Annotated in this window: 23 protein-coding genes and 1 pseudogene; 18 read left to right on the top strand and 6 right to left on the bottom strand. The window is 60.9% G+C overall.

Annotated features, from left to right (window positions below):
• Positions 1-53: 53 nt before the first annotated feature.
• From ABQ278_RS05035 to ABQ278_RS05025, 3 genes are all read right to left on the bottom strand, one after another.
• The gene (locus ABQ278_RS05035; RefSeq protein ID WP_349321504.1) at positions 54-1,343 is read right to left on the bottom strand and encodes an adenylosuccinate synthase; all 1,290 of its coding nucleotides are present in this window, start codon (positions 1,341-1,343) and stop codon (positions 54-56) included.
• 169 nt (positions 1,344-1,512) lie between these two features.
• Positions 1,513-1,920 (bottom strand): DUF559 domain-containing protein, encoded by a 408-nt coding sequence (locus tag ABQ278_RS05030; RefSeq protein ID WP_349321503.1) that lies wholly within the window; start codon positions 1,918-1,920, stop codon positions 1,513-1,515.
• Between the two features lie 68 nt (positions 1,921-1,988).
• Positions 1,989-3,176, bottom strand: coding sequence for a phosphoserine transaminase (locus ABQ278_RS05025; protein ID WP_349321502.1), 1,188 nt, complete (start codon positions 3,174-3,176; stop codon positions 1,989-1,991).
• Between the two features lie 302 nt (positions 3,177-3,478).
• On the opposite strand from ABQ278_RS05025, the gene ABQ278_RS05020 reads away from it, so the two are divergent.
• Both ABQ278_RS05020 and ABQ278_RS05015 read left to right on the top strand, forming a co-directional pair.
• On the top strand, positions 3,479-3,883 hold the full coding sequence (locus ABQ278_RS05020; protein ID WP_349321501.1) for a hypothetical protein: 405 nt from the start codon (positions 3,479-3,481) through the stop codon (positions 3,881-3,883).
• A 346-nt stretch (positions 3,884-4,229) separates the two neighbouring features.
• Complete coding sequence (locus tag ABQ278_RS05015; protein ID WP_349321500.1) at positions 4,230-4,628, top strand: hypothetical protein; 399 nt, start codon at positions 4,230-4,232, stop codon at positions 4,626-4,628.
• On the opposite strand, the gene thiD is transcribed toward ABQ278_RS05015, so the two are convergent.
• Entirely contained in the window at positions 4,629-5,408 is a 780-nt protein-coding gene (thiD, locus tag ABQ278_RS05010) for a bifunctional hydroxymethylpyrimidine kinase/phosphomethylpyrimidine kinase (RefSeq protein ID WP_349321499.1), read from the bottom strand.
• Positions 5,409-5,514: 106 nt separating this feature from the next.
• Between thiD and ABQ278_RS05005 the strand changes: the two genes are divergently transcribed.
• The 12 genes from ABQ278_RS05005 (at position 5,515) to ABQ278_RS04950 (ending at position 14,824) form a co-directional block, all read left to right on the top strand.
• Positions 5,515-5,775, top strand: coding sequence for a DUF1653 domain-containing protein (locus tag ABQ278_RS05005; protein ID WP_349321498.1), 261 nt, complete (start codon positions 5,515-5,517; stop codon positions 5,773-5,775).
• The gene (locus tag ABQ278_RS05000; protein ID WP_349321497.1) at positions 5,772-6,125 is read left to right on the top strand and encodes a hypothetical protein; all 354 of its coding nucleotides are present in this window, start codon (positions 5,772-5,774) and stop codon (positions 6,123-6,125) included. The genes ABQ278_RS05005 and ABQ278_RS05000 overlap by 4 nt, the downstream gene beginning before the upstream one ends.
• 310 nt (positions 6,126-6,435) lie before the next feature.
• Complete coding sequence (locus ABQ278_RS04995) at positions 6,436-6,960, top strand: YcxB family protein (protein WP_349321496.1); 525 nt, start codon at positions 6,436-6,438, stop codon at positions 6,958-6,960.
• A gap of 81 nt (positions 6,961-7,041) precedes the next feature.
• Positions 7,042-7,344 carry a YerC/YecD family TrpR-related protein gene (locus ABQ278_RS04990; RefSeq protein ID WP_349321495.1) on the top strand — a complete coding sequence of 101 codons (303 nt, stop codon included), beginning with the start codon at positions 7,042-7,044 and terminating at the stop codon, positions 7,342-7,344.
• A 79-nt stretch (positions 7,345-7,423) separates the two neighbouring features.
• Positions 7,424-8,305, top strand: coding sequence for an ATP phosphoribosyltransferase (gene hisG, locus ABQ278_RS04985; RefSeq protein WP_349321494.1), 882 nt, complete (start codon positions 7,424-7,426; stop codon positions 8,303-8,305).
• 172 nt (positions 8,306-8,477) lie between these two features.
• Positions 8,478-9,776, top strand: a complete 1,299-nt coding sequence (hisD, locus tag ABQ278_RS04980) for a histidinol dehydrogenase (RefSeq protein WP_349321493.1) — start codon at positions 8,478-8,480, stop codon at positions 9,774-9,776.
• A 1-nt stretch (position 9,777) separates the two neighbouring features.
• On the top strand, positions 9,778-11,262 hold the full coding sequence (gene hisB / locus ABQ278_RS04975) for an imidazoleglycerol-phosphate dehydratase HisB (protein WP_349321492.1): 1,485 nt from the start codon (positions 9,778-9,780) through the stop codon (positions 11,260-11,262).
• A gap of 166 nt (positions 11,263-11,428) precedes the next feature.
• Positions 11,429-12,022 (top strand): imidazole glycerol phosphate synthase subunit HisH, encoded by a 594-nt coding sequence (gene hisH, locus ABQ278_RS04970; RefSeq protein WP_349321491.1) that lies wholly within the window; start codon positions 11,429-11,431, stop codon positions 12,020-12,022.
• On the top strand, positions 12,019-12,750 hold the full coding sequence (gene hisA / locus ABQ278_RS04965) for a 1-(5-phosphoribosyl)-5-[(5-phosphoribosylamino)methylideneamino]imidazole-4-carboxamide isomerase (RefSeq protein ID WP_349321490.1): 732 nt from the start codon (positions 12,019-12,021) through the stop codon (positions 12,748-12,750). Before hisH ends, hisA begins: the two co-directional genes overlap by 4 nt.
• Before the next feature lie 5 nt (positions 12,751-12,755).
• A complete protein-coding gene (gene hisF / locus ABQ278_RS04960; protein WP_349321489.1) occupies positions 12,756-13,523 on the top strand; it encodes an imidazole glycerol phosphate synthase subunit HisF in 768 nt (255 codons plus the stop codon).
• Between the two features lie 80 nt (positions 13,524-13,603).
• A complete protein-coding gene (gene hisIE, locus ABQ278_RS04955; protein WP_349321488.1) occupies positions 13,604-14,248 on the top strand; it encodes a bifunctional phosphoribosyl-AMP cyclohydrolase/phosphoribosyl-ATP diphosphatase HisIE in 645 nt (214 codons plus the stop codon).
• A 57-nt stretch (positions 14,249-14,305) separates the two neighbouring features.
• Positions 14,306-14,824: a DUF805 domain-containing protein gene (locus ABQ278_RS04950; RefSeq protein ID WP_349321487.1), complete on the top strand. Its 519-nt coding sequence runs from the start codon at positions 14,306-14,308 to the stop codon at positions 14,822-14,824.
• Positions 14,825-14,962: 138 nt separating this feature from the next.
• On the opposite strand, the pseudogene ABQ278_RS04945 reads toward ABQ278_RS04950, so the two are convergent.
• A pseudogene (locus ABQ278_RS04945) lies at positions 14,963-16,088 on the bottom strand (IS5 family transposase).
• A gap of 170 nt (positions 16,089-16,258) precedes the next feature.
• On the opposite strand from ABQ278_RS04945, the gene ABQ278_RS04940 reads away from it, so the two are divergent.
• The 4 genes from ABQ278_RS04940 (at position 16,259) to dgcA (ending at position 20,919) form a co-directional block, all read left to right on the top strand.
• Positions 16,259-16,711, top strand: a complete 453-nt coding sequence (locus ABQ278_RS04940) for a DUF805 domain-containing protein (protein WP_349321486.1) — start codon at positions 16,259-16,261, stop codon at positions 16,709-16,711.
• Between the two features lie 100 nt (positions 16,712-16,811).
• The gene (locus ABQ278_RS04935) at positions 16,812-16,997 is read left to right on the top strand and encodes a hypothetical protein (protein ID WP_349321485.1); all 186 of its coding nucleotides are present in this window, start codon (positions 16,812-16,814) and stop codon (positions 16,995-16,997) included.
• 173 nt (positions 16,998-17,170) lie between these two features.
• Positions 17,171-19,942: a tipN gene (locus ABQ278_RS04930; RefSeq protein WP_349321484.1), complete on the top strand. Its 2,772-nt coding sequence runs from the start codon at positions 17,171-17,173 to the stop codon at positions 19,940-19,942.
• Positions 19,942-20,919 (top strand): N-acetyl-D-Glu racemase DgcA, encoded by a 978-nt coding sequence (gene dgcA / locus ABQ278_RS04925; RefSeq protein ID WP_349321483.1) that lies wholly within the window; start codon positions 19,942-19,944, stop codon positions 20,917-20,919. The genes ABQ278_RS04930 and dgcA overlap by 1 nt, the downstream gene beginning before the upstream one ends.
• Here the strand turns inward: dgcA and ABQ278_RS04920 are convergent.
• Complete coding sequence (locus tag ABQ278_RS04920) at positions 20,916-22,130, bottom strand: MFS transporter (RefSeq protein WP_349321482.1); 1,215 nt, start codon at positions 22,128-22,130, stop codon at positions 20,916-20,918. The genes dgcA and ABQ278_RS04920 overlap by 4 nt on opposite strands.
• Between the last annotated feature and the right edge of the window lie 28 nt (positions 22,131-22,158).

The following is a 22,158-nucleotide window of genomic DNA, read 5'->3' as shown; positions in this document are numbered from 1 at the left end:
ACAAAAAATAAGGCGCCGATTGCTCGGCGCCCTTTGGATTTTTTTCTGGCCTGTTAGTCCTGAAACGGATCACGCATCAGGATGGTGTCCTCACGCTCCGGCGAGGTCGACAACAGCGCCACCGGCGCGCCGATTAGTTCTTCGATGCGGCGGACATATTTGACGGCGTTACCCGGAAGGTCTTTCCACGAACGCGCGCCTTGCGTGCTCTCGCTCCAGCCTTCGATCTCCTCATAGACCGGCTCGATGCCCTGCTGGTCCTTAAAGCTGGCCGGCAGATAGTCGAGCACCCGTTCACCGACCTTGTAGCCGACACAGACCTTGATGGTTTCGATGCCGTCGAGGATGTCGAGCTTGGTCAGGGCGATACCATCGATGCCATTGATGGCGATCGACTGGCGCGCCAGAACCGCATCCAGCCAGCCGACGCGACGGGCGCGGCCGGTAACCGTTCCGAATTCATGACCGCGCGTGGCAATGCCCTGCCCAATCTCGTCAAACAGTTCGGTGGGGAACGGGCCGGAACCAACGCGGGTGGTGTAGGCTTTCAGGATGCCGAGAACATAGCCGACCGACTTCGGGCCCATGCCGGAACCGGCAGCGGCCTGGCCAGCCACGGTGTTGGACGAGGTGACGAACGGATAGGTGCCATGGTCGATATCGAGCAGAGCACCTTGCGCGCCTTCAAACAGGATGCGCTTACCTGCTTGCTTGGCCTTGTCGAGCACATACCAGACCGGCTGAGCGAAAGGCAGCAGACGCGGCGCGATGTCCTTGAGCTTCTGGGTCAGGGCGGCCACATCGACCGGCTCGAGGCCGAGCCCCGAACGCAGGGCGTTGTGGTGCGCCAGCAGGCGATCGATTTTCGATTCCAGCGCATCGAGATCAGCCAGATCGGCGACGCGGATGGCGCGACGGCCCACCTTGTCTTCGTAGGCCGGACCGATGCCGCGGCCGGTGGTGCCGATCTTGCCGGCGCCGGCTGCGGCTTCGCGCGCGATATCGAGTTCGGAGTGGATCGGCAGAATCAGGCATGCGTTGTCGGCCAGCACCAGAAGTTCAGGCGTAATCTTGAGGCCCAGCGCTTCGACGCGGCCGATTTCATCGAACAGCGCCCACGGATCAATGACCACGCCATTGCCAACAATGCTGAGCTTGCCCTGAACGACGCCGGACGGCAGCAGGGAGAGCTTGTAGACCTTGCCATCCACGACGAGCGTGTGGCCGGCATTGTGACCGCCCTGAAAACGCACGACGACATCGGCACGGTTGGAGAGCCAGTCGACAAGCTTGCCCTTGCCTTCGTCGCCCCATTGAGCGCCAATTACGGTTACGTTTGCCAAGATGATTGCTCCGGTCACAGAATATTGCAGCGCAGGTCTTAAGCCATGCGCGTGTTAGCCGGTGGCACCCTATAGAGGAGGAATCAGCGCTTGTAACCCTCTAATTTGGGTAATGATCACGCTGTCACCCGGCAGCAAAACGAAGCTTCCCATACTTTTCCTTCTCCGTTTACGGGGAAGGTGGCATTTGCGGAGCAAATGACGGAAGGGGGACCTTCAAACATTCCATCCTCGCTAAAGTAAATTCAATTACTCCCGCGATAGTCTCATCGGGACTCATCAATAAATCTCGCGCAATGATGCGGTAAGTCTCAATACCCAGACCTGTAAAATAAGCATCCCGGACTTCATCTTTGCGACGCTGTTCGTCTCGTGAGTGAACTTCACAATCCACCTCGACGGCCAGTTTCGCCTTTACGCAGTAGAAGTCCAGAACATATGGCCCGATAGCATGTTGGCGCCGGAAAACAGGGCCGGTTTTGTGCTGACTTTTCAGCCCACCCCACAAACAGATTTCCGGCTTGGTCATCTGCTTGCGCAAACGGCGAGCCATTGAGATTTTAGCATCTGTACGCATATCCCCCTTCCGTCATTTGCTCCGCAAATGCCACCATCCCCGTAAACGGGGAAGGAAAAGATGAAACGCTATGCCATTTCCAGTGCGGCCAGCGCCTCGGCATAAGCCCATTCCAGCCATGGCAGCAGCGAATCGATATCATCGGCTTCGACCGTACAGCCGCACCAGATGCGCAGGCCCGGAGGGGCCGCGCGATAGCCGGTGACATCGAAGGCCACCCCCTCGATCTCCAGCAGCGAGCCGATCTTCGCCGCCAGCTTGGCCTGCACCTCGGCCGGTTGCGCCTGCACAGCCGGATCAACGAACTTGAGACACACCGAGGTGGTCGAGCGCTGATCTTCGACCTCGGCGACGAAAGCGATCCACGGCGTCGCTTCGACCCATTCGCGCAAGGTATTGAAGTTGCGGTTGCAGCGATTGATCAGGCCTTCGAGACCGCCCTCGAGCGAAGCCCAGCGCAGGGCATCGAGATAGTCCTCGATCACCAGGAAGGAATAGGTGTTGATGGCGTCGCCACCGATAATCTTCATATCCGCTATTTGCGTGTTATTTGGCCCCTTAGCCTTAAGGCGCAGCACCTTTGGGATCGGTCGGCCGGAGTCCCAGGTATTCAGGCGATCAATAGCCTTGGGCGACAACACCAGCACGCCGAAGCCCGCCTCACCGCCCAGCGCCTTCTGGAAGGAGAAGGTGACGACGTCGAGTTTTTGCCACGGCAACTCCATGCAGAAGGCCGCCGAGGTGGCGTCGCACAGCACCAGCCCCTTATGACCATCGAGAAAATCCGAATTGGGCACGCACACGCCCGACGTCGTGCCATTCCACGGGAGGACCAGATCGGCCTGCGGGTCGATCTGGCTCAGGTCGGGCAACCGGCCGTAGGGCGCTGACAGCACTTCGCAATCGAGCTTGAGATGGTTGACAGCATCATCGGCCCACAACTGTCCAAAGCTTTCAAAGGCCAGAAGCTGCACCTTGCGCTCACCGAGCAGGTTCCACATGGCGGCCTCGAAGGCGCCGGTATCCGACGCCGGCATGACCAGCACATGATAGTCCGCCGGGATTTGCAGGATCGAGCGTGTCAGATCAATCGCCTGATTAAGCCGCGCCACCGTCACCTTGGAGCGGTTCGAGCGCCCGACCGGCGCCCCCGTCAGGGCAGATACGCTCCAGCCCGGACGCTTCGAGGTCGGCCCGGATGAAAACCACGGACGTTCCGGGGCACGAGCGGGTTTGTTGGCGGAAAAAGTCGACATATTAGCCCCCAAAGGTACGGCACAATTCTTGTGCGCTCTTTGCGCTTCTGTCCTTGCGAGGGCAAGCCTTTTTTGCCGATCCTCCCTTAACAATCGGCGTGATCAAACAAAATCGCATTTTATGACGCGCGCTCATAATGTTTTGCGGCCGCCGGCTATCTATCAAACTGATTTATAAGGGAAAAAGCCCGCCAAGATGAACCGAATATGAACCGCGCCGTTCAGGTAAGGCTCAGGCGCCGCATGTTTATATAGGTCCAACGCTAAGACATAGCGTGAGACACATTTAACGGAGAAAGACGATGAAAAAGACACTGATTACCCTGGCTGCCATTGCCGCCACCCTGACCACCGTCGCCGCCCCGGCGATTGCCACAGCCGCCCCGCGTCACGCCACGGTCATTGTGGTTGACGATCGCGACCGCGGTCCGGCCCATAACAATTTCGGCGCTTCCGCCGAACTCAACAACCGCATCGCCCGCCTGGACAGCCGCATCGACCAGGGCCGCCGCACCGGCGCGCTCAGCGCCCGCGAAGGTCGCCGCCTCGATAGCGAACTGCGCAACATCATCGCTTTGAAACGCGGTTATGAGCGTTCGGGTCGCGGCCTGAACCGCAACGAAATGGCCTCGCTCGATAACCGTCTGGATCGCCTGCAAGGTCAGATCCGCTTCGAGAAGCGCGACGGCGATAACCGTCGCTGGTAACGGCTGAGGCTGACGGTCGCCTTTAAGACCGTTCGTCTCCTATCCCTTAAGGCGCAGAACTCAGGTTCTGCGCCTTTTGTGTGGGCGAAATAGGCACCTATCTTTTTGAATATAAATAATTTTTTATTTTTTCGCCTTTTGGAATGTATCACGGGCGCAACACTCCGCCCGTTCGCAACACCTTACCCGATAAGACCCCGCAACGCCGTTCGGTGTAATCGGGCCAAAAGCCGGCGCTCAGCTAAACGCCACCTGAACCGCGCCGTTCAGCTTAGGCTCAGCCGCGGGGGCTTAGATTGGGTCCATCGCTGATCAACGGCGAGGCACATCACAAAGGACCACTGCTATGACAACCGCATCGAAAACCACCAAGACCCTGTTGGCCACCCTCATAATGAGCGCCGGACTAACCGCCATGAGCCTGCCGGCAAGCGCCGCCCCGACGCACCCGCCGATCCACGCCAGCTCGCAAGCCGACCGCCAGGACATGCGCCAATCCACCGATCTCAATGACCGCATCACCAGCCTGCGCAGCGACCTAAACCAGGGCCAGCGCTCCGGCCGCATCAGCCGCAAGGAAGCCGCGCGCCTGACCGGCAGGCTGGACAATATCACTACCCTGAAGCGCAGCTACGAGCGTTCCGGTCGTGGTCTGACCCATAACGAGATCCGCACGCTCAATGCGAAGCTCGACACCCTGTCAGGTCAGATCCGCACGCAGAAGCTCGATCATAACCGTCACTAGTCACAGCAGCCAGTTATGGCGCAGGGGGCCATGGCCTTCGCCTAACCCCGGCGCCATCAGGATCGCGCCCCCGACATAGTCACGCGCCAGCCCGACCGTTTCATGAAGCGGCCGGGCTGCCCGCGTCAGGGCCGCGCACGCGCTGGCAAGCGTGCAGCCGGTGCCATGGGTATGCTTTGTCTCGATGCGTTCAGACGTGAAGCGATGCTCCCCTTCGGCGGTGAATAGGAAATCGACGACTTCCGGCCCCTCCAGATGCCCGCCCTTGATCAGCACGTTCTTCGCGCCCATGCCAAGCAATGCCGCACCGGCCTTGCGCACATCGTCTTCGTTTTCGATCCTGAGCCCGGTCAGGGCCATGGCTTCGGGCGTATTGGGGGTCAGCAGATCGGCCAGCGGCAGCATCAGCGCCTTCATGGCGTCGACCGCGCGGTCCTTCATCAGGGCGTGGCCACCCTTGGCCACCATCACCGGATCGACCACGGTAAAGATGTGCGCGCTTTCCAGCACCAGCGACACCGCCTCCATCACCTCGATATCGGCCAGCATCCCGGTCTTGATAGCATCGGCGCCGATATCATCGAGGCAGGCCATGGCCTGCGCCGCGATAAAATCGGGCGGCACCGCCATGACATCGGAGACGCCAAGCGTATTTTGCACAGTCAGGGCGGTGATCGCGGTCATGGCGTAACCGCCCAGGCAGGTGACCGTCTTGATATCGGCCTGGATGCCCGCCCCGCCGCTGGGGTCGGAACCGGCAATGATAAGAACGCGGTGCATAAGAACTCCGGGGCTTGGGTTTACGCGACTTAAATCACCGGACACTTGTCCTTGATGGCCAAATCGGCGCATTGTGCTCCCCACCAAATTCAAATAGGAGGTGTCCATGCCCCTGACAACCTCGTTTTACAAAAGCGCCATCGCGCGCGGCACCTATCGCCACTACAAGAACAAGCTCTATCAGGTCTTGGGCACCGTCACCCACTCGGAAAGCGAAGAGATCATGGTGCTGTATGCGCCTCTCGATCAGCCGGCCGGAGAGGCCCGCCTGTGGGTCAGGCCGCTCGATATGTTCACAGAAACGGTCGGGACGCCGGAGGGCACCGTGCCGCGTTTTGCCCTTATAGAAGCGGATGCCGAATCGTGAGCGACTCCGACCGCTGGATAGAGCTTGAGCCTGAGGCCTTCGCCGAGCGCGATCATCCGATCCTGAAAGCGATGCGCGGCACGCTGATTCTGGTGCGGCTCAATCAGATCGACGCCAGTGACGAGATGACAAGCTTTGAAATCCTGGCCGGGCAACTGATCCGCGCCAACCGCTCGGAAGGCTTCGTGTTGTCGCTGGTGGGTAAGAAATCCGGCGAACTGCTGTTCCTGCCGCTGGTGCCGGCGGCCTTCAACCTGCAACCGCCGGGGCAGTACAGGCTGAGCTGCGGCACGGTCATTGAGGATCCGGTGTTTCTGGGCGCCTTTGATATCTATGCGGCGGCGCACTGATGACGATTCCCTGGGCCGACTTGCTGCGCGATCCGTTCCTGCTGATCACCGGCGGGCTGTTCATCGCCATCGCCGCCTTTATGCTGGTGCTGAAACTGCGCCAGAAGCCTTGAACGTGTAGACCGCGTTGATATCCGACGGCTTGACTGCTCTATCGGCTTTGAAGCCGCTATGCAGGCGGCGTTTCCGAAGGTCCAGATGAACTATGGCGACCGTTTCTGGCCCGTTGTACATGGCTTGGGTTTGGCAGCCAAGGAGCGGTACCATTTCACTCTGAAATGATCTAAGAACGAGACTGGGGGAGAATTAAATGACTGAACATTTTCAAGCCATTGGCTACAAGCTCAAACTTGAGAACTACAATGGGTTCTTCAAAGCGTGGCTTAAGAAAAATTATGTCACCAAATTCAAGCTGCTTATGGTCCTTGCATATGCTGCTTTTCTCGCAGCCATCCCGTGGACCAACAGGGGATGGGCGCATTTCGATGTTGCCAGCATAATCACCTGTATATTGTTCTCAGCCCTTCTTGTTTTCGTGACTATACCCTTGGTCACCTATCTTTTGACCGTCGCTCAATATTTCAGTGGCGGAACTTCAAAAAAAGAAAACTCCATAGAAATTTCTTCTGCCGGCGTTGTTAAATCATCTGATACGACCCAGATTGAACTCAAATGGACTGCAATACACGACGTGATCGAGACACAAAAAACCATCCTCCTGTTCACGAACCGAAAGTGTGCGCTGATTATTCCCAAGCACGCCTTTACATCTGAAGAAGAGGTTACAGCCTTTACAACGGCTGCCAGGAACTACTGGGCCCAGAACAAAACCTAAATAGAATTCCTACATTTTCCGCCTTGCGTCTCAGCCCACCTTACTGTATCAGCACGATAACACACTACCACAGTGACACAGATGACGATTGACACCAAAATCAGCCATACGGATTCCGACGCCCTTGCCGAAGCGCTGCTCGGTCTGGAGTCGATCGAAGAGGTGAAAGCCTTCCTCGATGACCTGTGCACGCCTTCGGAACTGCGGGCCTTCGCCGAACGTTTCAAGGTGGCGCGCCTGCTCGATGAAGGCCAGTTGTCGTATCGCGAGATTTCCGAGCGCACCGGCGCCAGCACCACCACCGTCACCCGCGTGGCGCGTTTCTTACGGGAAATGCCGCATCAGGGTTACCGGCGCGTGCTGGACAAGATGAAGACCAAGTAAGAAACCCCACCACCAACGCGCAAGCGCGCGTCGGTCCCCCTCCCCGGCAAGCGGGTAGGTACAGACACAAGAGTACGTTATGACTGAGCCACGCTTACGCATTGCTGTTCAAAAATCCGGCCGTCTGGCGGATCGCTCCGGCGAGCTGATCTCCGGCGCGGGCCTGCGCATCATCAAGGGCGCCAACGAACTGCTGTATCGCATCGAAAGCCAGCCGATCGACCTGCTGCGCGTGCGTGACGACGACATCCCCACCTTCGTGGCCGATGGCGTCGCCGAACTGGGCATTGTCGGTTACAATGTGCTGGCCGAGCACTTTCCGGACCGCGATCTGGAAGGCATGATCGTCCAGCGCCTTGGCTTTGGCTCCTGCACGCTGAAAGTGGCCGTGCCGAACGATGTCGATTATACTGGCCCGAAATGGCTGGAAGGCAAGCGTATCGCTACGTCCTACCCCAATATCCTTGGCAAGTGGCTGAAGGATCATGGCGTCACGGCGGAAATCGTCGAGATGCGCGGCGCGGTCGAGGTGGCCCCCCGCATGAAGATCGCCCACGCCATCTGCGATCTGGTCTCGACCGGCGCAACCCTCGAAGCCAACGGCATGAAGGCCACCGATCTGGTGCTGAAATCCGAGGCCGTGCTGATCAAGGCGCCTCACGCCCCCGCCCCCGAACTGGCGCATACCTATGACATGCTGCTGCGTCGCTTCGATGGCGTAACGGCCTCCACCGGCGCCAAGTACGTCATGATGAACGCCCCGCGCGTCCATCTCGATGAGATCATCAGGATGATCCCCGGCGCCGACGCCCCGACGATCATGCAACTGGCTGGCCGCGAAGACACGGTCGCCGTCCATGCGGTCTGTCAGGAAAACGTGTTCTGGGAAACGCTCGACAAGCTGAAAGCGGCGGGCGCCTCGGCGATCCTGGTGCTGCCGATTGAAAAGATGATGAAGTAAGCGACGTAAGACACCCCACCACCACGCCTTTCAGGCGTGGTCCCCCTCCCCAGTAAAACTGGGGGAGGTATAAGAAAGAGACAATCTCTCTTGCACCTCCCCGCTTGTCGGGGAGGGGGACCATGAGCGTAGCGAATGGTGGTTGGGTTTCTGGCTGTCTTTGGTGAATAATATGAAGACCTTTGTTTGGAAAAATCTCAGCGCGGCGGAACGGAAAGCAGCCCTCGCGCGTCCGGAAAACCGCCGCGATCCGCGCGTGGCCGAGACCGTGCGCACGATCTTTGATGACGTCGAAGCCCGCGGTTTTGCCGCCGTCTCGGACTGGTCGGTCAAGCTCGATGGCCACGCCCCGCGCTATGTAAAGCTTGGCCAGGACACGGTCGATGCCGCCCGCGCACAACTGGCGCCCGAAGACCTGGCCGCCATGGAACTGGCGGTCGACAACGTCCGCGCTTTCCAGCAAGCCGAACTGCCGGCCGATGGCCCGCTGATCGCGCCGAAGCCCGGCCTCAGCCTGCAGCGCGTCTATCGCCCGATCACCACCGCCGGCCTCTATGTGCCCGGCGGCACCGCGCCCTTGTTCTCGACCCTGATCATGACCGCCGTGCCCGCACTGGTGGCAGGTGTCCCTAACCGCGTCTGCGTGATGCCGCCGGCGCGCGATGGCTCGATCGCGCCCATGATAATCGCCACGGCCGCCGCGTCCGGACTGGAATCCATGTGGCTCGTCGGCGGCGCGCATGCCATAGCCGGTCTGGCGCTCGGCGCTTTTGAAGGCATCCCCGCCGCCGACAAGCTGTTTGGTCCGGGCAACAAGTATGTCGCCGAAGCCAAGCGTCTGGCCACCGAGCGCGTCTCCGGTCTGGCCATCGACATGCCCGCCGGCCCTTCGGAACTGCTGGTCATCGCCGACGACACCGCCAACGTGAAACTGGTCGCCGCCGACCTGCTCAGTCAGGCCGAACACGATGCCGACGCTCAGGTCATCCTCGTCGCGCTCTCCGCGGACATTGCCGCCAAAATCGCCGCGGAGGTCGAACTTCAGGTGTCGCGCCTGCCCCGTGAAACCATCGCCCGCGCGTCGCTCGAACAGGCCCGCCTGTTCATCGTGACCTCCATCGCGGAGGCCGCCGAGGTCTCCAATCTCTATGGCCCGGAACACCTGGCCCTCCAGATCGCCGATGTCGATGCCATCATCCCGCAACTGACCGCCGCCGGCACGATTTTCGCCGGAGCCTATGCTGCGGAAACCTTCGGCGATTATGCCGCCGGCCCAAGCCACGTCCTGCCGACCGATGGCGCGGCGCGTGCCTGGGATGGCATCACCGTGCGCTCGTTCCTGACCAGCTTTGTCGTGCAGAAGGCGACGCGCGAAGGCGCTGCCGCCATCGCCCCTGCGGCTGCACGCCTCGCCCGCCTCGAAGGCCTCGAAGCCCACGCGCTTGCGGCTGATTTTCGATTGGAAGTTTAAGATGTTTAACTCCCCCTTCTCTTCCCTGAATGCGTCCGGCGCGGGTCTTGAATCCCTGCCGCCATCGCTGGAACCCTTGCGCGAGCGCATGGCCGATTATTACGGCGTGGAATCGCACCAGTTACAGGTGACGCGCGGCGCCTCGCACGCCATGGAAATCCTGATGCGCCGCCTGCGCGTTCATGGCCATGAGTTCGTCTGGGCCGGGCCTGACCACTATCTCGAAGATATGTGCAGCGTCTACAATCTCAGCATCCGCAAGCCGCCGGAAAAAGCGCCCTTCACCAAGGGTGGCGGCTTCTGCCTGGTTCACAATCCGCGCCAGACCGATGGCAAGGCATGGGACCTTATCGCCGCCCGCACGCTTGCGGTCGATCTCTTCCCGACGATCCTGGTCATCGACGAGAGCTATTTCGATGCCTGCACGGCGGACTCCATGGTCGAACTGGCAACTACCGAGCCGAACGTGGTGGTGTTGAAAAGCCTGTCCTACCTCTTCGGCATGGCCGGTGCGCGCGTCGGTGCTCTGATCGCCAACACCAAGACGCTGCAAGGCCTGCTGAAATTCTGCGAACCGCACCCTTTGCCCACGCCTTCGGTGCGCGCCGCGGAGGCTGCCCTGTCGCCATCGCGCGCCCTGACCGTGCAAGGCCGCGTCGATATGATCCGCACCGAACAGGCGCGCGTGCGCGAGGCCTTGTCGCGTTCAAAGCACCTGGACAGCTTCGATCTCAACGACGGCCCCTTCATGCTGCTGCGCCCCAAGGCCCTGCTGCAAACCCAGACCGCGCTCAAGCGCCTGGGCCTGGCGCCGCAGGTCACGCCGACCGGCCTGCTGCTGGCGCTCGGCGATATCGCCACCAATAACCGCATCCTGAAGGCGCTCGATGTCGCGCCGGCCGACAAGGCCCCGCGCGTTGGTGAAATCCTGCGCGACACCAAGGAAACCAGGATCTCGGTGCAGGTCAATCTCGACCAGCCCAAGCCGGTCAAGGTCCATACCGGTGTCGGCTTCTTCGATCACATGCTCGATCAGGTGGCGACGCACGGCGGCTTCTCGCTGCAACTGGCCTGCGAGGGTGATCTGGAGATCGACGCTCACCACACGGTCGAGGACTGTATGCTGGCCTTCGGTCAGGCGCTGAAGATCGCGCTTGGCGATCGCGTTGGCATGGCGCGCTTTGGCTTCGTGCTGCCGATGGACGAAACCGAGGCGAAAGTCTCGATCGATCTGGGCGGCCGGCCGTTCTGCGTCTTCAAGGGCGAGTTCCAGTCCACTCACATCGGCGATTACCAGACCGAGATGACAGCGCACGCCTTCCGCTCACTGTCGGAAACGCTCGGTGCCTCGATCCATGTCGAGGTCAGTGGCGGTAATGATCACCACAAGACGGAAGCCTGCTTCAAGGCGCTCGGCCGCGCCCTGCGTCAGGCCACGCGCGTCGAAGGCGACGCGTTGCCCTCCACGAAAGGCATGTTGGCGTAATGGAAATGGAGGTTATTTTTCCTTCTCCGTTTACGGGGAAGGTGGCATTTGCGCAGCAAATGACGGAAGGGGGAGCTTGCGGAACGCGATCACTGCCCCTTCCGTCGTCGCTTTGCGCCGACACCTTCCCCGTAAACGGGGAAGGAAAAGAAAGATGCGCCCTCCTATGATTACCGTTATTGAAATCGGATGCGCGAATACCGCTTCCGTCCTGTTCGCACTGGAACGGCTGGGTGCAAAAGCGCGCCTTAGCGCCGATCCGACCGAAATCGCCGCCGCGACTAAGGTCGTTCTACCCGGCGTCGGCGCTGCGGGTTTCGCCATGTCGCGAATACGTGAGTTGGGGCTCTATGACACCATTCGCGGCCTGAAAGTGCCGCTGCTCGGTGTCTGTCTCGGCCAGCAACTGCTGTTTGAAGGGTCAGAAGAAGGCGATGTCGAATGCCTGGGCCTGATCCCCGGCCGGGTCACAAAAATGACCGCCTCTCAGGATTTGGTGGTGCCGCATATGGGCTGGAACCAGCTTGAGGTCATCAAGGCCGATCCGTTGACTGCCGGTGTAAATGATGACGACTACGCCTATTTCGTTCACAGTTTTGTCTGTCCGGTCAATGAGTTTACGCTCACGACCAGCACCTACGGCGCCCCGTTCGCCGCCATGGTGCGCAAGGACAATGTATTCGGCTGCCAGTTCCACCCGGAACGTTCCTCGGCCATCGGCGCCAGGATTTTAGAGAATTTTCTGCGAGTAAGCCTGTGATCCTTTACCCCGCCATCGACCTGATCAACGGCGAATGCGTCCGTCTCGCGCAGGGGCGTTTCGACGCCGTGACCAAATACGATTCCGATCCCTTCAAGCGCCTCAACCTGTTCAATGAAGAGTTTGCCCAATGGGTGCATATCGTTGACCTCGATGGCGCCAAGGCCGGCTCGCCCCAGCAGCACGAACTGATCGGCCGTCTGGCCAGGGCATCACGCGCCAGAATCCAGACCGGCGGCGGGGTGCGCTCCCGCGAACACGTCCAGACTCTGCTTGATACCGGCGTCTCGGCGGTCGTGGTCGGCTCGGCGGCAGTAAAGAACCCCGAAGAAGTACGCGGCTGGCTGCGTGACTTCGGCAAGGACCGCATCACCCTGGCGCTCGATGTGCTGCCGACGGCCGATGGTGATTTCGACGCCGCCCTGCATGGCTGGGTCGAAGGCTCCGGTATCTCGCTGTGGGATGTGCTCGACTATTATCCCTTCGGCGTGGCCCAGCGCATTCTGGTTACCGACGTGTCACGCGACGGCATGCTGATGGGCCCCAACATGGACCTGATGAAGGCCCTGCGCAAAAAGCGTCCCGACCTCGAAATCCAGGCGTCCGGTGGCGTGAAATCAGTCGAAGACCTGTATGATCTCAAGGCACTGGGCGTGCACGGGGCCATCGTCGGCAAGGCGATTTACGAAGGTCTAATAGATTTAAAGGCGGCCCTCAATGTTGGATAAAAAGCATGTTGGCTAGACGCATTATCCCCTGTCTCGATGTCAAGGACGGCAAGGTCGTCAAGGGCGTGCAGTTTGTCGGCCACGAAATTCTCGGTGACGCCGTCGATATGGCCCTGCGCTACCGTGATGAAGGCGCCGACGAACTGGTGCTTTATGACATCACGGCATCCAGCGAAGGCCGCACGGTCGATTACAACTGGGTGTCGCAGATCGCCCGCGCGCTCGATATTCCGTTTTGCGTGGCCGGCGGCATCCGCAGTGCTGAGCAGGCCGTGAAATGTCTGAACAGCGGCGCCGACAAGGTGTCGATCAATTCCCCGGCGCTGGAACGTCCTGACCTGATCAACGAACTGGCCGAGATGGCCGGCTCGCAGTGCGTGGTGGTCGGGATCGACAGCCGCGAAACCGATGGCGACTATTTTGTGCACCAGTATTCCGGCGATCCGGACAAGATCCGCACGGTGGGGCGTCGCACCCTCGACTGGGTGGTCGAGGCCAAACAGCGCGGCGCCGGCGAGATTGTGCTCAACTGCATGAACCAGGACGGCGTGCGCAAGGGCTATGATATCAAGCAGTTGCGTCTGGTGCGCGATCTGATCGACATTCCTCTGGTGGCTTCCGGTGGCGCCGGCGCCCTGGAACACTTCGAGGACGTATTCAACCAGGCCGACGTGTCCGGCGCGCTGGCCGCCAGTGTGTTCCACAAGAAAATTATTGCCATTCCGGATTTGAAGCGTGATCTTCGCGCCGCTGGAATTGTGGTACGACTGTAAGCAAGACACCCCACCACCACGCCGCATGTGCGGCGCGGTTCCCCTCCCCATCAGAGATGGGGAGGTATAAGAGAATGAACATGCCCGAAGCTCACAAACTGCCGAACGCCCTGACCATCAAGGATATCGACCAGATCGATTTCGCCAAGGAAGGCGGACTGGTGCCCGCTGTCGTGCAGCACGCCGACACGCTCCAGGTGCTGATGCTCGGCTATATGAACGCCGAAGCGCTGAAAGCCACCCTGCAAGGCGGTCTCGTCACCTTCTGGTCGCGCTCGAAAAACCGCCTGTGGAAGAAGGGCGAGACCTCCGGCGACACGCTTGAGCTCGACCACATCCTGACCGATTGCGACGAGGACGCCCTGCTGGTCTATGCTCGTCCGAACGGCCCGACCTGCCACACCAAAACCACCTCCTGCTTTGGCACCGAAACCGCACCGGGTATCGGCTTCATGGGCCATCTGGCGCATGTGGTGAAGGATCGCGCCAAGGCGCCGCCCGCCGATAGCTATACCGCCCGCCTAATGCAGAAGGGCGTCGCCAAAATCGCCCAGAAGGTTGGCGAGGAAGGTCTGGAGACGGCCCTGGCCGGCCGCGCCGGTGATCTCGACGAACTGCACAACGAAGCCGCCGACCTGCTTTATCACCTCGAAGTTCTGTTGATGGCGCGCGACACCAAGCTGGAAAACGTGCTCGAAACCTTACGCGAACGCCATCGCGGCTAGGATTTACATGCGCCCGTTTTTGTGATGACATTGCTCTCAAACGGGGGATGCGGCGTGATGGCCCAACATAGGTATCTTGTCGGCGCCAACGCCCTTTTTTCGCCGTCCGGGCGGATCAACCGGCTGCAATTCGCGCTCAATTTCTGGATGTTCCAGATCATCTATCTGCTGATCCTGCTCGGCGTCGACATGCTGCCCGACGCCGTGAGCGACGAACTTATGTCAAAGATCGACCAGCCGGTCACCTGGCTGACCATGGTACTGACCGTGCTGCTTTACTACGCCATGTTCTGCCTGATGGCGATGCGCTTGCATGATGTCGACCTGACCGCCTGGCTGGCGCTCGTCCTCTTCGCCGGTATCGCCCCCAATCTGATCGGCGTGTTCGGCGGCCCGGCTTTGGCCGCCAACGAAGACCTGATGATCAACCTTTCCAATCTCTCCACGCTCGGCAATCTAGCGGTGCTGATCTCCGGCCTTCTGCTGACCTTCTGGCCAGGCATGGCGGGGGCCAATCCTTATGGGCAAAGCCCGAACGAAATTACTTTACCGAGTTGCGAAATTTCTGACCGTTAACAGGCTGCGGAAATAGCGCCAATTTTTCCACCGATCATCGCTAGGCGGTTCGAAGATGAGCCGTGATAAGGCCTTTTCAGCGGCCTTCTCGGCCGATTTTGTCTTAATCCGGCTTCTTTCGTCGGATTACGGGCGCGATTATGCTGTCGTCAGCAACTTTGGTAGCCTCACCAGATTATAAGCGGTGGCTGTGAGGGTGAACATCCAGCCGACGCGATCCTTTCCGCGATGGCGTGTCTTGCGTATTCCGCCGCTGGTCTTGGCCCAACCGAACACTTCTTCGATGCGCTTGCGGACGCGCTGACTGACGGCGTAGCCGGAATGATGGGTGGTCCGACCGTCTATGGCCGAGCGTCGGTTCGTCGTGTTCTGCGCGACGTGTGGCGTAACCTTTATGTCCCGCAAGGCGGCAACGAAGTCGGCCGTATCGTAGGCTTTGTCTGCAGCCAATGTGATGCGATGACGCCCCTCCATGCGGCCAAGCATATCCAGTGCGGCCTCGCGCTCCGCGGTTCCGCTTGCTTGGGTCAGCGTGGCGTCGACGACCAGGCCATTGCGATTTTCCATTGTCACGTGACCCATATGGCAAAGCTTGGCCGCCTGGCCACGGGGCTTCTTATAAAGCCTGGCATCCGGGTCGGTGGTCGACGCGTGAGTTGCGTTGCTGCGCTTCTCGCCGTGGAAATCGCGATCGGAGTTGCGTGCGGTGGCCTTTGGCGGCTGCTTCGCTTCAGCGCCAGAGCCGCTGCCGTCAGCGTCGCCACTATCGGTCTCGTCCTTGGGCTTGAAGCTCTTCATGCTCGCCCAGGCTTCGATCAAGGTGCCGTCGACCGAGAAGTGCTCGTCTGACAAGAGAGCCTTAACGCGCGGCTGGCTCAGCAAGGCGGCCAGGAACTTGGCGGCGATGTCGGCAACCAAGAGCCTATCACGGTTCTTGGTGAATACCGTGACGTCCCAGATCGGTGCGTCCATAGACAAGCCGACGAACCATCGGAACAGCAAATTGTAGTCCATCTGCTCCATCAGCTGGCGCTCCGAGCGGATCGTGTAGAAGGCCTGCAACAACAGGGAGCGCAGCAGCTTCTCCGGCGGGATCGATGGGCGGCCGATGGCTGAATACATCGCCTCGAAATCAGGGGGACAGAACTTCCAACGCCTCGTCGACAATCGCGCAGATGGACCGCAGCGGAGGGTTTGTCGGGACGCGTGCTTCGCAGCTCACATAAGAAAACAGACCCGCCGTCTGGATATCACTGCCGCGCATGTCTTACTCCTGCAGACCAACCACTAAGGCATGGAATCACGGCAATACGCTCGCAGCAAGCGCCTTTTTCCGCTTCCTAAGCCTGTGGTTTCGAAAAAAGAAGCCCCCGACAAACGCTTTACAGCCTCCCCGCGGCGGCTTAGGCTTGGGGTCTACGGATGGAGCTTTGTATGATCGGTTTTCTCTTTTCCCCGACCGGCCGCATAAGCTGCACGCAGTTTTTCAGCGCCATCGCGCTTGTCATGCTGACCATGCTCGTGATCGGCTTTGGCCTCGGCACCCTGCCGGCGCTAGATGCGCCCCTGATCCTGAGCGCCCTGTGGATCGTGCTGACCTGGCCGCTGGCCTGCGCCCTGATCAAGCGGCTGCATGATACCGGCCGCTCAGCCACATGGCTCTGGCTGTTGGCCCCGCAGGTCGCCATGGCGATCGCCTCGCTGGCCGTCGGCGGATTCATGCCGGGTTTTGTTCTGTGGATCATGAATATGATAGGCATCCTCAGCAATACCCTGTGCTGGGGCCTGATCCTGTTCCTGGCGGTCCGCACCGGTGACGTCGGCGATAATGCCTATGGTGCCGATCCGCACGACCAGCGTGGTGCAATTGCCGCAAATCTACAATAATCCGCAACCGCACACATAAATTACCCGCATGTGGATTGCCACGGGGCGCGGTTCGGATCATGGTTACCGCCTTCATTCGCCGCTTCCGAGGTTCGATCCTGTGTCGTCTTTTTTTGACATGCTCACAGCCCTGATCGCCCTGATCATTTCGGCGGCCTTCCTGCATTTTGGCGGCGGTGAAAAGACGAACGCCCCCGACCCGGCGTCAGCCAGCCCGTCACAGCAGGAAACAGTGATGCCGTCGGACAATCACGCGGCCTCAAAGAATGACGACCAAAGGTCGTGAATCTAACCTCGTCCGACAAAAAGCTTTGCTAAAAGCGTAAGTTGGCGATAACTTTCTCCTTCAGGGAGAAACCCGCTCAAATCTTAAATGCCGACACGCGATGGAGGATGCGCAAGCGCCCGCACCGCATGGGAAGCTCGCAGCCGGAGACGTCCGGCTTCAGGATCACTTGGATGAAATCACGCCGCCCCCCGCTCAATCTGACCGAGCCGAAACTGAAATCGGCCGAAGCCCGCCTCAAGGCTGCGGATGGCCTGTCAGACGATGCGGCGACATCAGACATGGACATAGCCGCCCGCATCGCCGGGGAAACCTTGCGCGCACGCGATATCCTTGATGCGCCTCTGGATGCGCCGGATGTCCGGCCTGAGACAAGGCTGGAAGCGCAGCCGAGTTACCACTACAAGCCGCGTCTGCGTCCGTTCTTCCCTGAAGCGCCTCCCGTTCATGAAACGCCACCTGAGAGCCAGATCATACCACCGCCCGAAATCACACCGCCCGTAACGACCGCGCCCGAGGAAAAGCCTGCCGAGACAAAACGTGATCTCAGCACACTCAAGGTCAAGCCCGAAGGCATCATGAAGATCACCGGGATGTCCGGCGCGCTGTTCTGGAGTCTCACCCTCTTTGTCAGCCTCCTGTGGGCGTGCGGCCTGACCGCCTTCGCCTTCGGGGCACAGAGCAATCTCAGCGCCATGCTCTACGCGCCGTTCCGCATCGTGGTTCTGGCCTTCCTGGCCCTTTTCCCGGCGGGTCTGATCTTCGCCTCGGCCTTTGCCCTGCGGAACGCCGCGGCCCTGTCGCGACAAGCCAGCCGTACCGCCGCACTGGCCGACGCTTTGCTGGCGCCCGCCGCCGCTGCCGCGCATCAAACCGGTGATCTGGTCGATACGTTGCGCGGTCAGGTCGATCACGCCGTCCGCGCCGTCCGCCTTGCCCACGCCGATATTTCCGATCTCAGCGCCAAGCTGAAACTCGAAACTGAACGCCTGCAGGACGCAGCCCAGATCGCCCGTGCCGCCACGCAGTCGGTGACGCGCTCGCTCGAATACGAACGTGAGGCCCTGGGTGCGCTCAGTGACTCGCTCGGGACGCAGGCCAACGGCATTATCGAAGCCGTCGATCGCCAAGCCCGCATGGTGGCCGATGCCTCCGACCTGGCTCAGACCCAACTGCGCGAAGCCGAGGCCAGCCTGGCGTCCAGCGCGGGCACCATGGTGACCGCCGCCGCCGATGTCTCCGATGCCGCCCGCACCGCCAGTGAAGATCTTGACCGTCAGGCCGTGCGGCTTGAAACCGCCGGCGCCGGCGTCGTCGATCAGATCCAAACCGTCGAGGAAGGGCTGGCACAACAGCGCGCCGGTCTTGTCTCCGCCGCCCTGTCCTTGCGCGCCGATCAGGACGATTTCGCCGTCCACATCGAAAACCAGCGCGCGCAACTGACCGAAGCCCTGTCGATCACCCGCCTCGCCACGGTCGATCTCGGCGAAACCTCGGCGCGCGGCATTGATGTGCTGCGCGATATCGTGGTGTCGGCGCAGGAGCATTTCCGCGCCGTCAATGGCGCCGCCGAGAACGAACGCACCGCCTTCGAGACACGCATCCACGGCACCTTGTCCAACATCTCGGTCATGGCCGCCGATGCGCGTGACGATCTGGTCGATGAAACCCGCCGTGCGCTTGAGCAGCTCAATGTCGCTGCCACCGAGGCAAGGCGCGCCGCCGATCAGGCCGCGCAAGCTGCGCAAGGCCGTGTCGATCGCCTAAACGAAACCATCTTCGAGGCCAGCAAGAAGGCCGACGAAGTGTTCGACGCCCGCTTCTCCGTTGCGCGCCGCCTGATCGAGGAATCCTCCGATCTGATCAGCGAAGCCGGTGACCAAACAGCGCAAAAAATCGACACCAGCTTCGCCAACACGCGCCAGACCCTGGCGGAAATGAACAGCGCGCTCATCGAACTCTCCAGTGGCGCCGATCAGTTGCCGAGCGTTGCCCAGGCGCGCATTGCCGAAATCCGCCAGAGCGTGGAAGACGGCATCAACGCCATGATGGCCGCCGCGCAAAAAGCCGCGCAGGAAACCGAGGCGGTCGATACCGCCTTCCAGGAGCGCGTGAAGCGCAATTACGATATGCTGACCGAGGCCGTGCGCCTGATGGGGGTGATCGCCAACGACCTTCCGCCACCGCCGGTCGCAGTGGCACCGGCCACGACAGCACCTGCACCACGCGCCGAAGCCCCGGCACCTCAGCCGGCGCCGCAACCCGTGCCCGCCAGACCCGCTGCACCGCCCCTGCGCCTGCGCCTGACGCCGCAGACTTCGCCGCTTAACAATGGCGCCGAAACGCGCCCCTCGCCCGGTCCCCAACAAGCCCCCCAGCCCGCGCCCCAACCGGCTCCGAAACCCGTGGCCAAGCCCGCTCCACCGCCGGTCTCCAAGCCATCGCCGGCGCGCGCCAACGCCAACACTCAAGACGGCTGGTCATGGCGGGAGTTGCTGAACGGCATGGAGGGACGTGAACCCGCCCCTGCACCCGCCACCTCCGCCACGCCGGCGACCGGTGCTCAGCCGCCGCTCGATCCGGAGTTCGACAGCCTCGATGATCTGATGATCGCCGAGGTCAACGCCATGGGGGTTGATGCCGCCTCGCTGCTCAGCCGTGCCCGCATAGAGGAAACCATCGGCGCGATCATCGCCGAGGACAATGAAGGTGCGCGCATGGTGGTCCGCCGCGTGGCGCCCGCCGCCATCCGAAGACTGAGCCGGCGGCTGCTGTCCGATGCGCAATTGCGCCAGCAGGCCAATGATTTCGCCACCTTCTACGACCAGCAGATCAATATGGCACTGATGTCGAAGGACGTCAGCAAGGCGCTGAATGAGGTGCTGTCGAACGATTCCGGCCGCGCCTATCTGTTGCTCGATGCCGCCATCAGTGACCTGATCTGATGCGCCTTATCATCCGCGACGAAACCTTCCCGATTGCCGGGCGCTTCACCATTGCCCGCGGGTCGAAAACCGAGGCGCGGGTGATCTATGTAGAGCTGGAAGACCAGGGCCACATCGGCCGTGGCGAGTCCGTGCCCTATGCGCGCTATGGTGAGAGCATCGAGCAATCCCTGGCCGATCTCGAACGCGCGCGTCACCAGATCGAAGCCGGCATCGGTTTCTCCGACCTGCACGATGTGTTGCCGGCCGGTGCGGCGCGCAATGCGGTCGATTGCGCCCTGTGGGATCTGAACGCCAAGCTGACCGGCATCCCGGCCTGGCAGACGGCGGGCCTGAAACGGCTTGATCCGTTGAAAACCGCCTACACGCTCAGCCTCGATACGCCCGAAGCCATGGGGGCTCAGGCTTCCGTCAATGGCCGCCGTCCGGTGCTGAAGCTGAAAATCGGCGGCCCGAACGATCTCGATCGTGTCGAGGCCGTGCGCAACAAGGCCCCCCACGCGCGCCTGATCGTCGATGGCAATGAAGGCCTGTCGTTCGAGGATCTGCAACGCATGGCGCCCGAAATGAAGAAGCTTGATGTCAAGCTGATCGAGCAGCCGCTCAAGGTTTCCGAGGACGAGCAACTCCTCGGCTATGACAGCCCGGTGCCTTTGTGCGCCGACGAAAGCCTGCATACCCGCATGGAACTCGACCGCTGCTCGCGGCTTTATACCTACGTCAATATCAAGCTCGACAAGGCTGGCGGCCTGACCGAAGCCCTGGCGCTCAAGGCCGAGGCGAGAGAGGCCGGACTGGGCATCATGGTGGGCTGTATGGTGGCGACGTCGCTTTCCATGGCGCCGGCGATGATCGTGGCGCAGGGCGCGGACTTCGTCGATCTCGACGGGCCTTTATTATTAGCCCGAGATCGTGAACATGGTTTGGAGATCACCGGCTCGATCCTGCATCCGGCCAGGCCGGAGCTTTGGGGCTAAACGCTTGCCGCCATCAGCCGCTCGCGCTGGCTGTAAAGCCTTAGCCCGCAAAGCAATCCGACCAGAGCCGCAACCGCCATCACGCCATAGCCGCGCCCAGCCAGCAGCGTATAGATGCCGCCCGATGCCAGGGTGCCGACGCCCATCATGACGCCATTGGCATAGGCGGCATTGACCGTCTGGCCAAGGCTCTGATAGCCCTTTGGCGTCAGGCGATGCACCAGTTCCAGTCCGGCCAGATAGGTGACCGCGAACGAAAAGGCGTGCAGGCACTGCAGCGGATACAGCAGCCATAGCGGCGGCGAAAACGCCATGATGCTCCACCGCAGCACCGAGAAGACGCCAGCAATCACCAGCATGCGCCATGGCCCCACCTGGCGGCGCAAACCTTCGCCGAAGGCCATGAAAGCCACCTCCGCCACCACGCCGATCGCCCACAAATAGCCGCAGGTGTCCGAGGACAGGCCGCGCTCTTTCCAGATGATCGTCGAAAAAGCGTAGTAGAAGCTGTGCGAGGCCTGCAGGCAGCCGACCGCCAGCAGCAGCCAGACATAGCCCTCATCGCGCATCAGCACTTTCAACCGGGCCACGCCGCCTTCGCGCTGCGTATCTTGCGCGATGTCAGGCCGCGTATGCTGCCCCAGAAGAAAGCTCGCGCAAAGACCGCACAACAGCGCCGCCACGACAATCCAGATCAGAATGGCATCGCTGGGCGCCACCAGCAGCAGAAAGCCGATTGTGATGTTGGCGACAATGAACGACGCCGAGCCCACCGCGCGCGGAATAGCGTAGGTGAACTCTTCCTTCATCGAGAGCTGCATGGTCATGGAATCGATCAGCGGCGCGATGCTGGTCATGCAACTGAAGGCCAGCGCGAACAGGCCAAGATAGATCGGGAAACGCGCCGTCGGAAACAGATCGCCAAGACTTATCAGCGCATAGAAACAGCCGCCGCAGAGGGCAAGTCCGATGATAGGCGTGCGATAAAGCCGGAAGTTATCCGCCCATAAACCGCTGACCGGGCCGCTAAAGGCGCGCAGCAGCAATGGCAGGGCCAGGATCGCGCCGATCTGGCCGGCGCTCATACCGTGGGCTTTCAACCATAGCGGCATAAAGGGCAAGGAGGCCCCTGTGCCGGCGAACAGAAGGCCATAGAATACGGCCTGACGACGAAGGGTTGTGAGCGGGAAAGGGGTTGTGACAGCGGGCATTTTACGTCTTAGTAAGTTTGGACAACTC

The organism is Asticcacaulis sp. MM231, from assembly GCF_964186625.1.
GTDB lineage: Bacteria > Pseudomonadota > Alphaproteobacteria > Caulobacterales > Caulobacteraceae > Asticcacaulis.
The sequence above is the reverse complement of the archived record's forward strand: the minus strand, read 5'-3'. Positions and strand labels throughout refer to the sequence as shown.

Bases quoted from the DNA above. Each gene is read 5' to 3' on its own strand.
- ABQ278_RS05030 (WP_349321503.1), bottom strand. From the start codon at position 1,920: ATGCGTACAGATGCTAAAATCTCAATGGCTCGCCGTTTGCGCAAGCAG.
- ABQ278_RS05025 (WP_349321502.1), bottom strand. From the start codon at position 3,176: ATGTCGACTTTTTCCGCCAACAAACCCGCTCGTGCCCCGGAACGTCCG.
- ABQ278_RS05020 (WP_349321501.1), top strand. From the start codon at position 3,479: ATGAAAAAGACACTGATTACCCTGGCTGCCATTGCCGCCACCCTGACC.
- ABQ278_RS05015 (WP_349321500.1), top strand. From the start codon at position 4,230: ATGACAACCGCATCGAAAACCACCAAGACCCTGTTGGCCACCCTCATA.
- thiD (WP_349321499.1), bottom strand. From the start codon at position 5,408: ATGCACCGCGTTCTTATCATTGCCGGTTCCGACCCCAGCGGCGGGGCG.
- ABQ278_RS05005 (WP_349321498.1), top strand. From the start codon at position 5,515: ATGCCCCTGACAACCTCGTTTTACAAAAGCGCCATCGCGCGCGGCACC.
- ABQ278_RS04995 (WP_349321496.1), top strand. From the start codon at position 6,436: ATGACTGAACATTTTCAAGCCATTGGCTACAAGCTCAAACTTGAGAAC.
- ABQ278_RS04990 (WP_349321495.1), top strand. From the start codon at position 7,042: ATGACGATTGACACCAAAATCAGCCATACGGATTCCGACGCCCTTGCC.
- hisG (WP_349321494.1), top strand. From the start codon at position 7,424: ATGACTGAGCCACGCTTACGCATTGCTGTTCAAAAATCCGGCCGTCTG.
- hisD (WP_349321493.1), top strand. From the start codon at position 8,478: ATGAAGACCTTTGTTTGGAAAAATCTCAGCGCGGCGGAACGGAAAGCA.
- hisB (WP_349321492.1), top strand. From the start codon at position 9,778: ATGTTTAACTCCCCCTTCTCTTCCCTGAATGCGTCCGGCGCGGGTCTT.
- hisH (WP_349321491.1), top strand. From the start codon at position 11,429: ATGATTACCGTTATTGAAATCGGATGCGCGAATACCGCTTCCGTCCTG.
- hisF (WP_349321489.1), top strand. From the start codon at position 12,756: ATGTTGGCTAGACGCATTATCCCCTGTCTCGATGTCAAGGACGGCAAG.
- hisIE (WP_349321488.1), top strand. From the start codon at position 13,604: ATGCCCGAAGCTCACAAACTGCCGAACGCCCTGACCATCAAGGATATC.
- ABQ278_RS04950 (WP_349321487.1), top strand. From the start codon at position 14,306: ATGGCCCAACATAGGTATCTTGTCGGCGCCAACGCCCTTTTTTCGCCG.
- ABQ278_RS04940 (WP_349321486.1), top strand. From the start codon at position 16,259: ATGATCGGTTTTCTCTTTTCCCCGACCGGCCGCATAAGCTGCACGCAG.
- ABQ278_RS04930 (WP_349321484.1), top strand. From the start codon at position 17,171: ATGAAATCACGCCGCCCCCCGCTCAATCTGACCGAGCCGAAACTGAAA.
- dgcA (WP_349321483.1), top strand. From the start codon at position 19,942: ATGCGCCTTATCATCCGCGACGAAACCTTCCCGATTGCCGGGCGCTTC.
- ABQ278_RS04920 (WP_349321482.1), bottom strand. From the start codon at position 22,130: ATGCCCGCTGTCACAACCCCTTTCCCGCTCACAACCCTTCGTCGTCAG.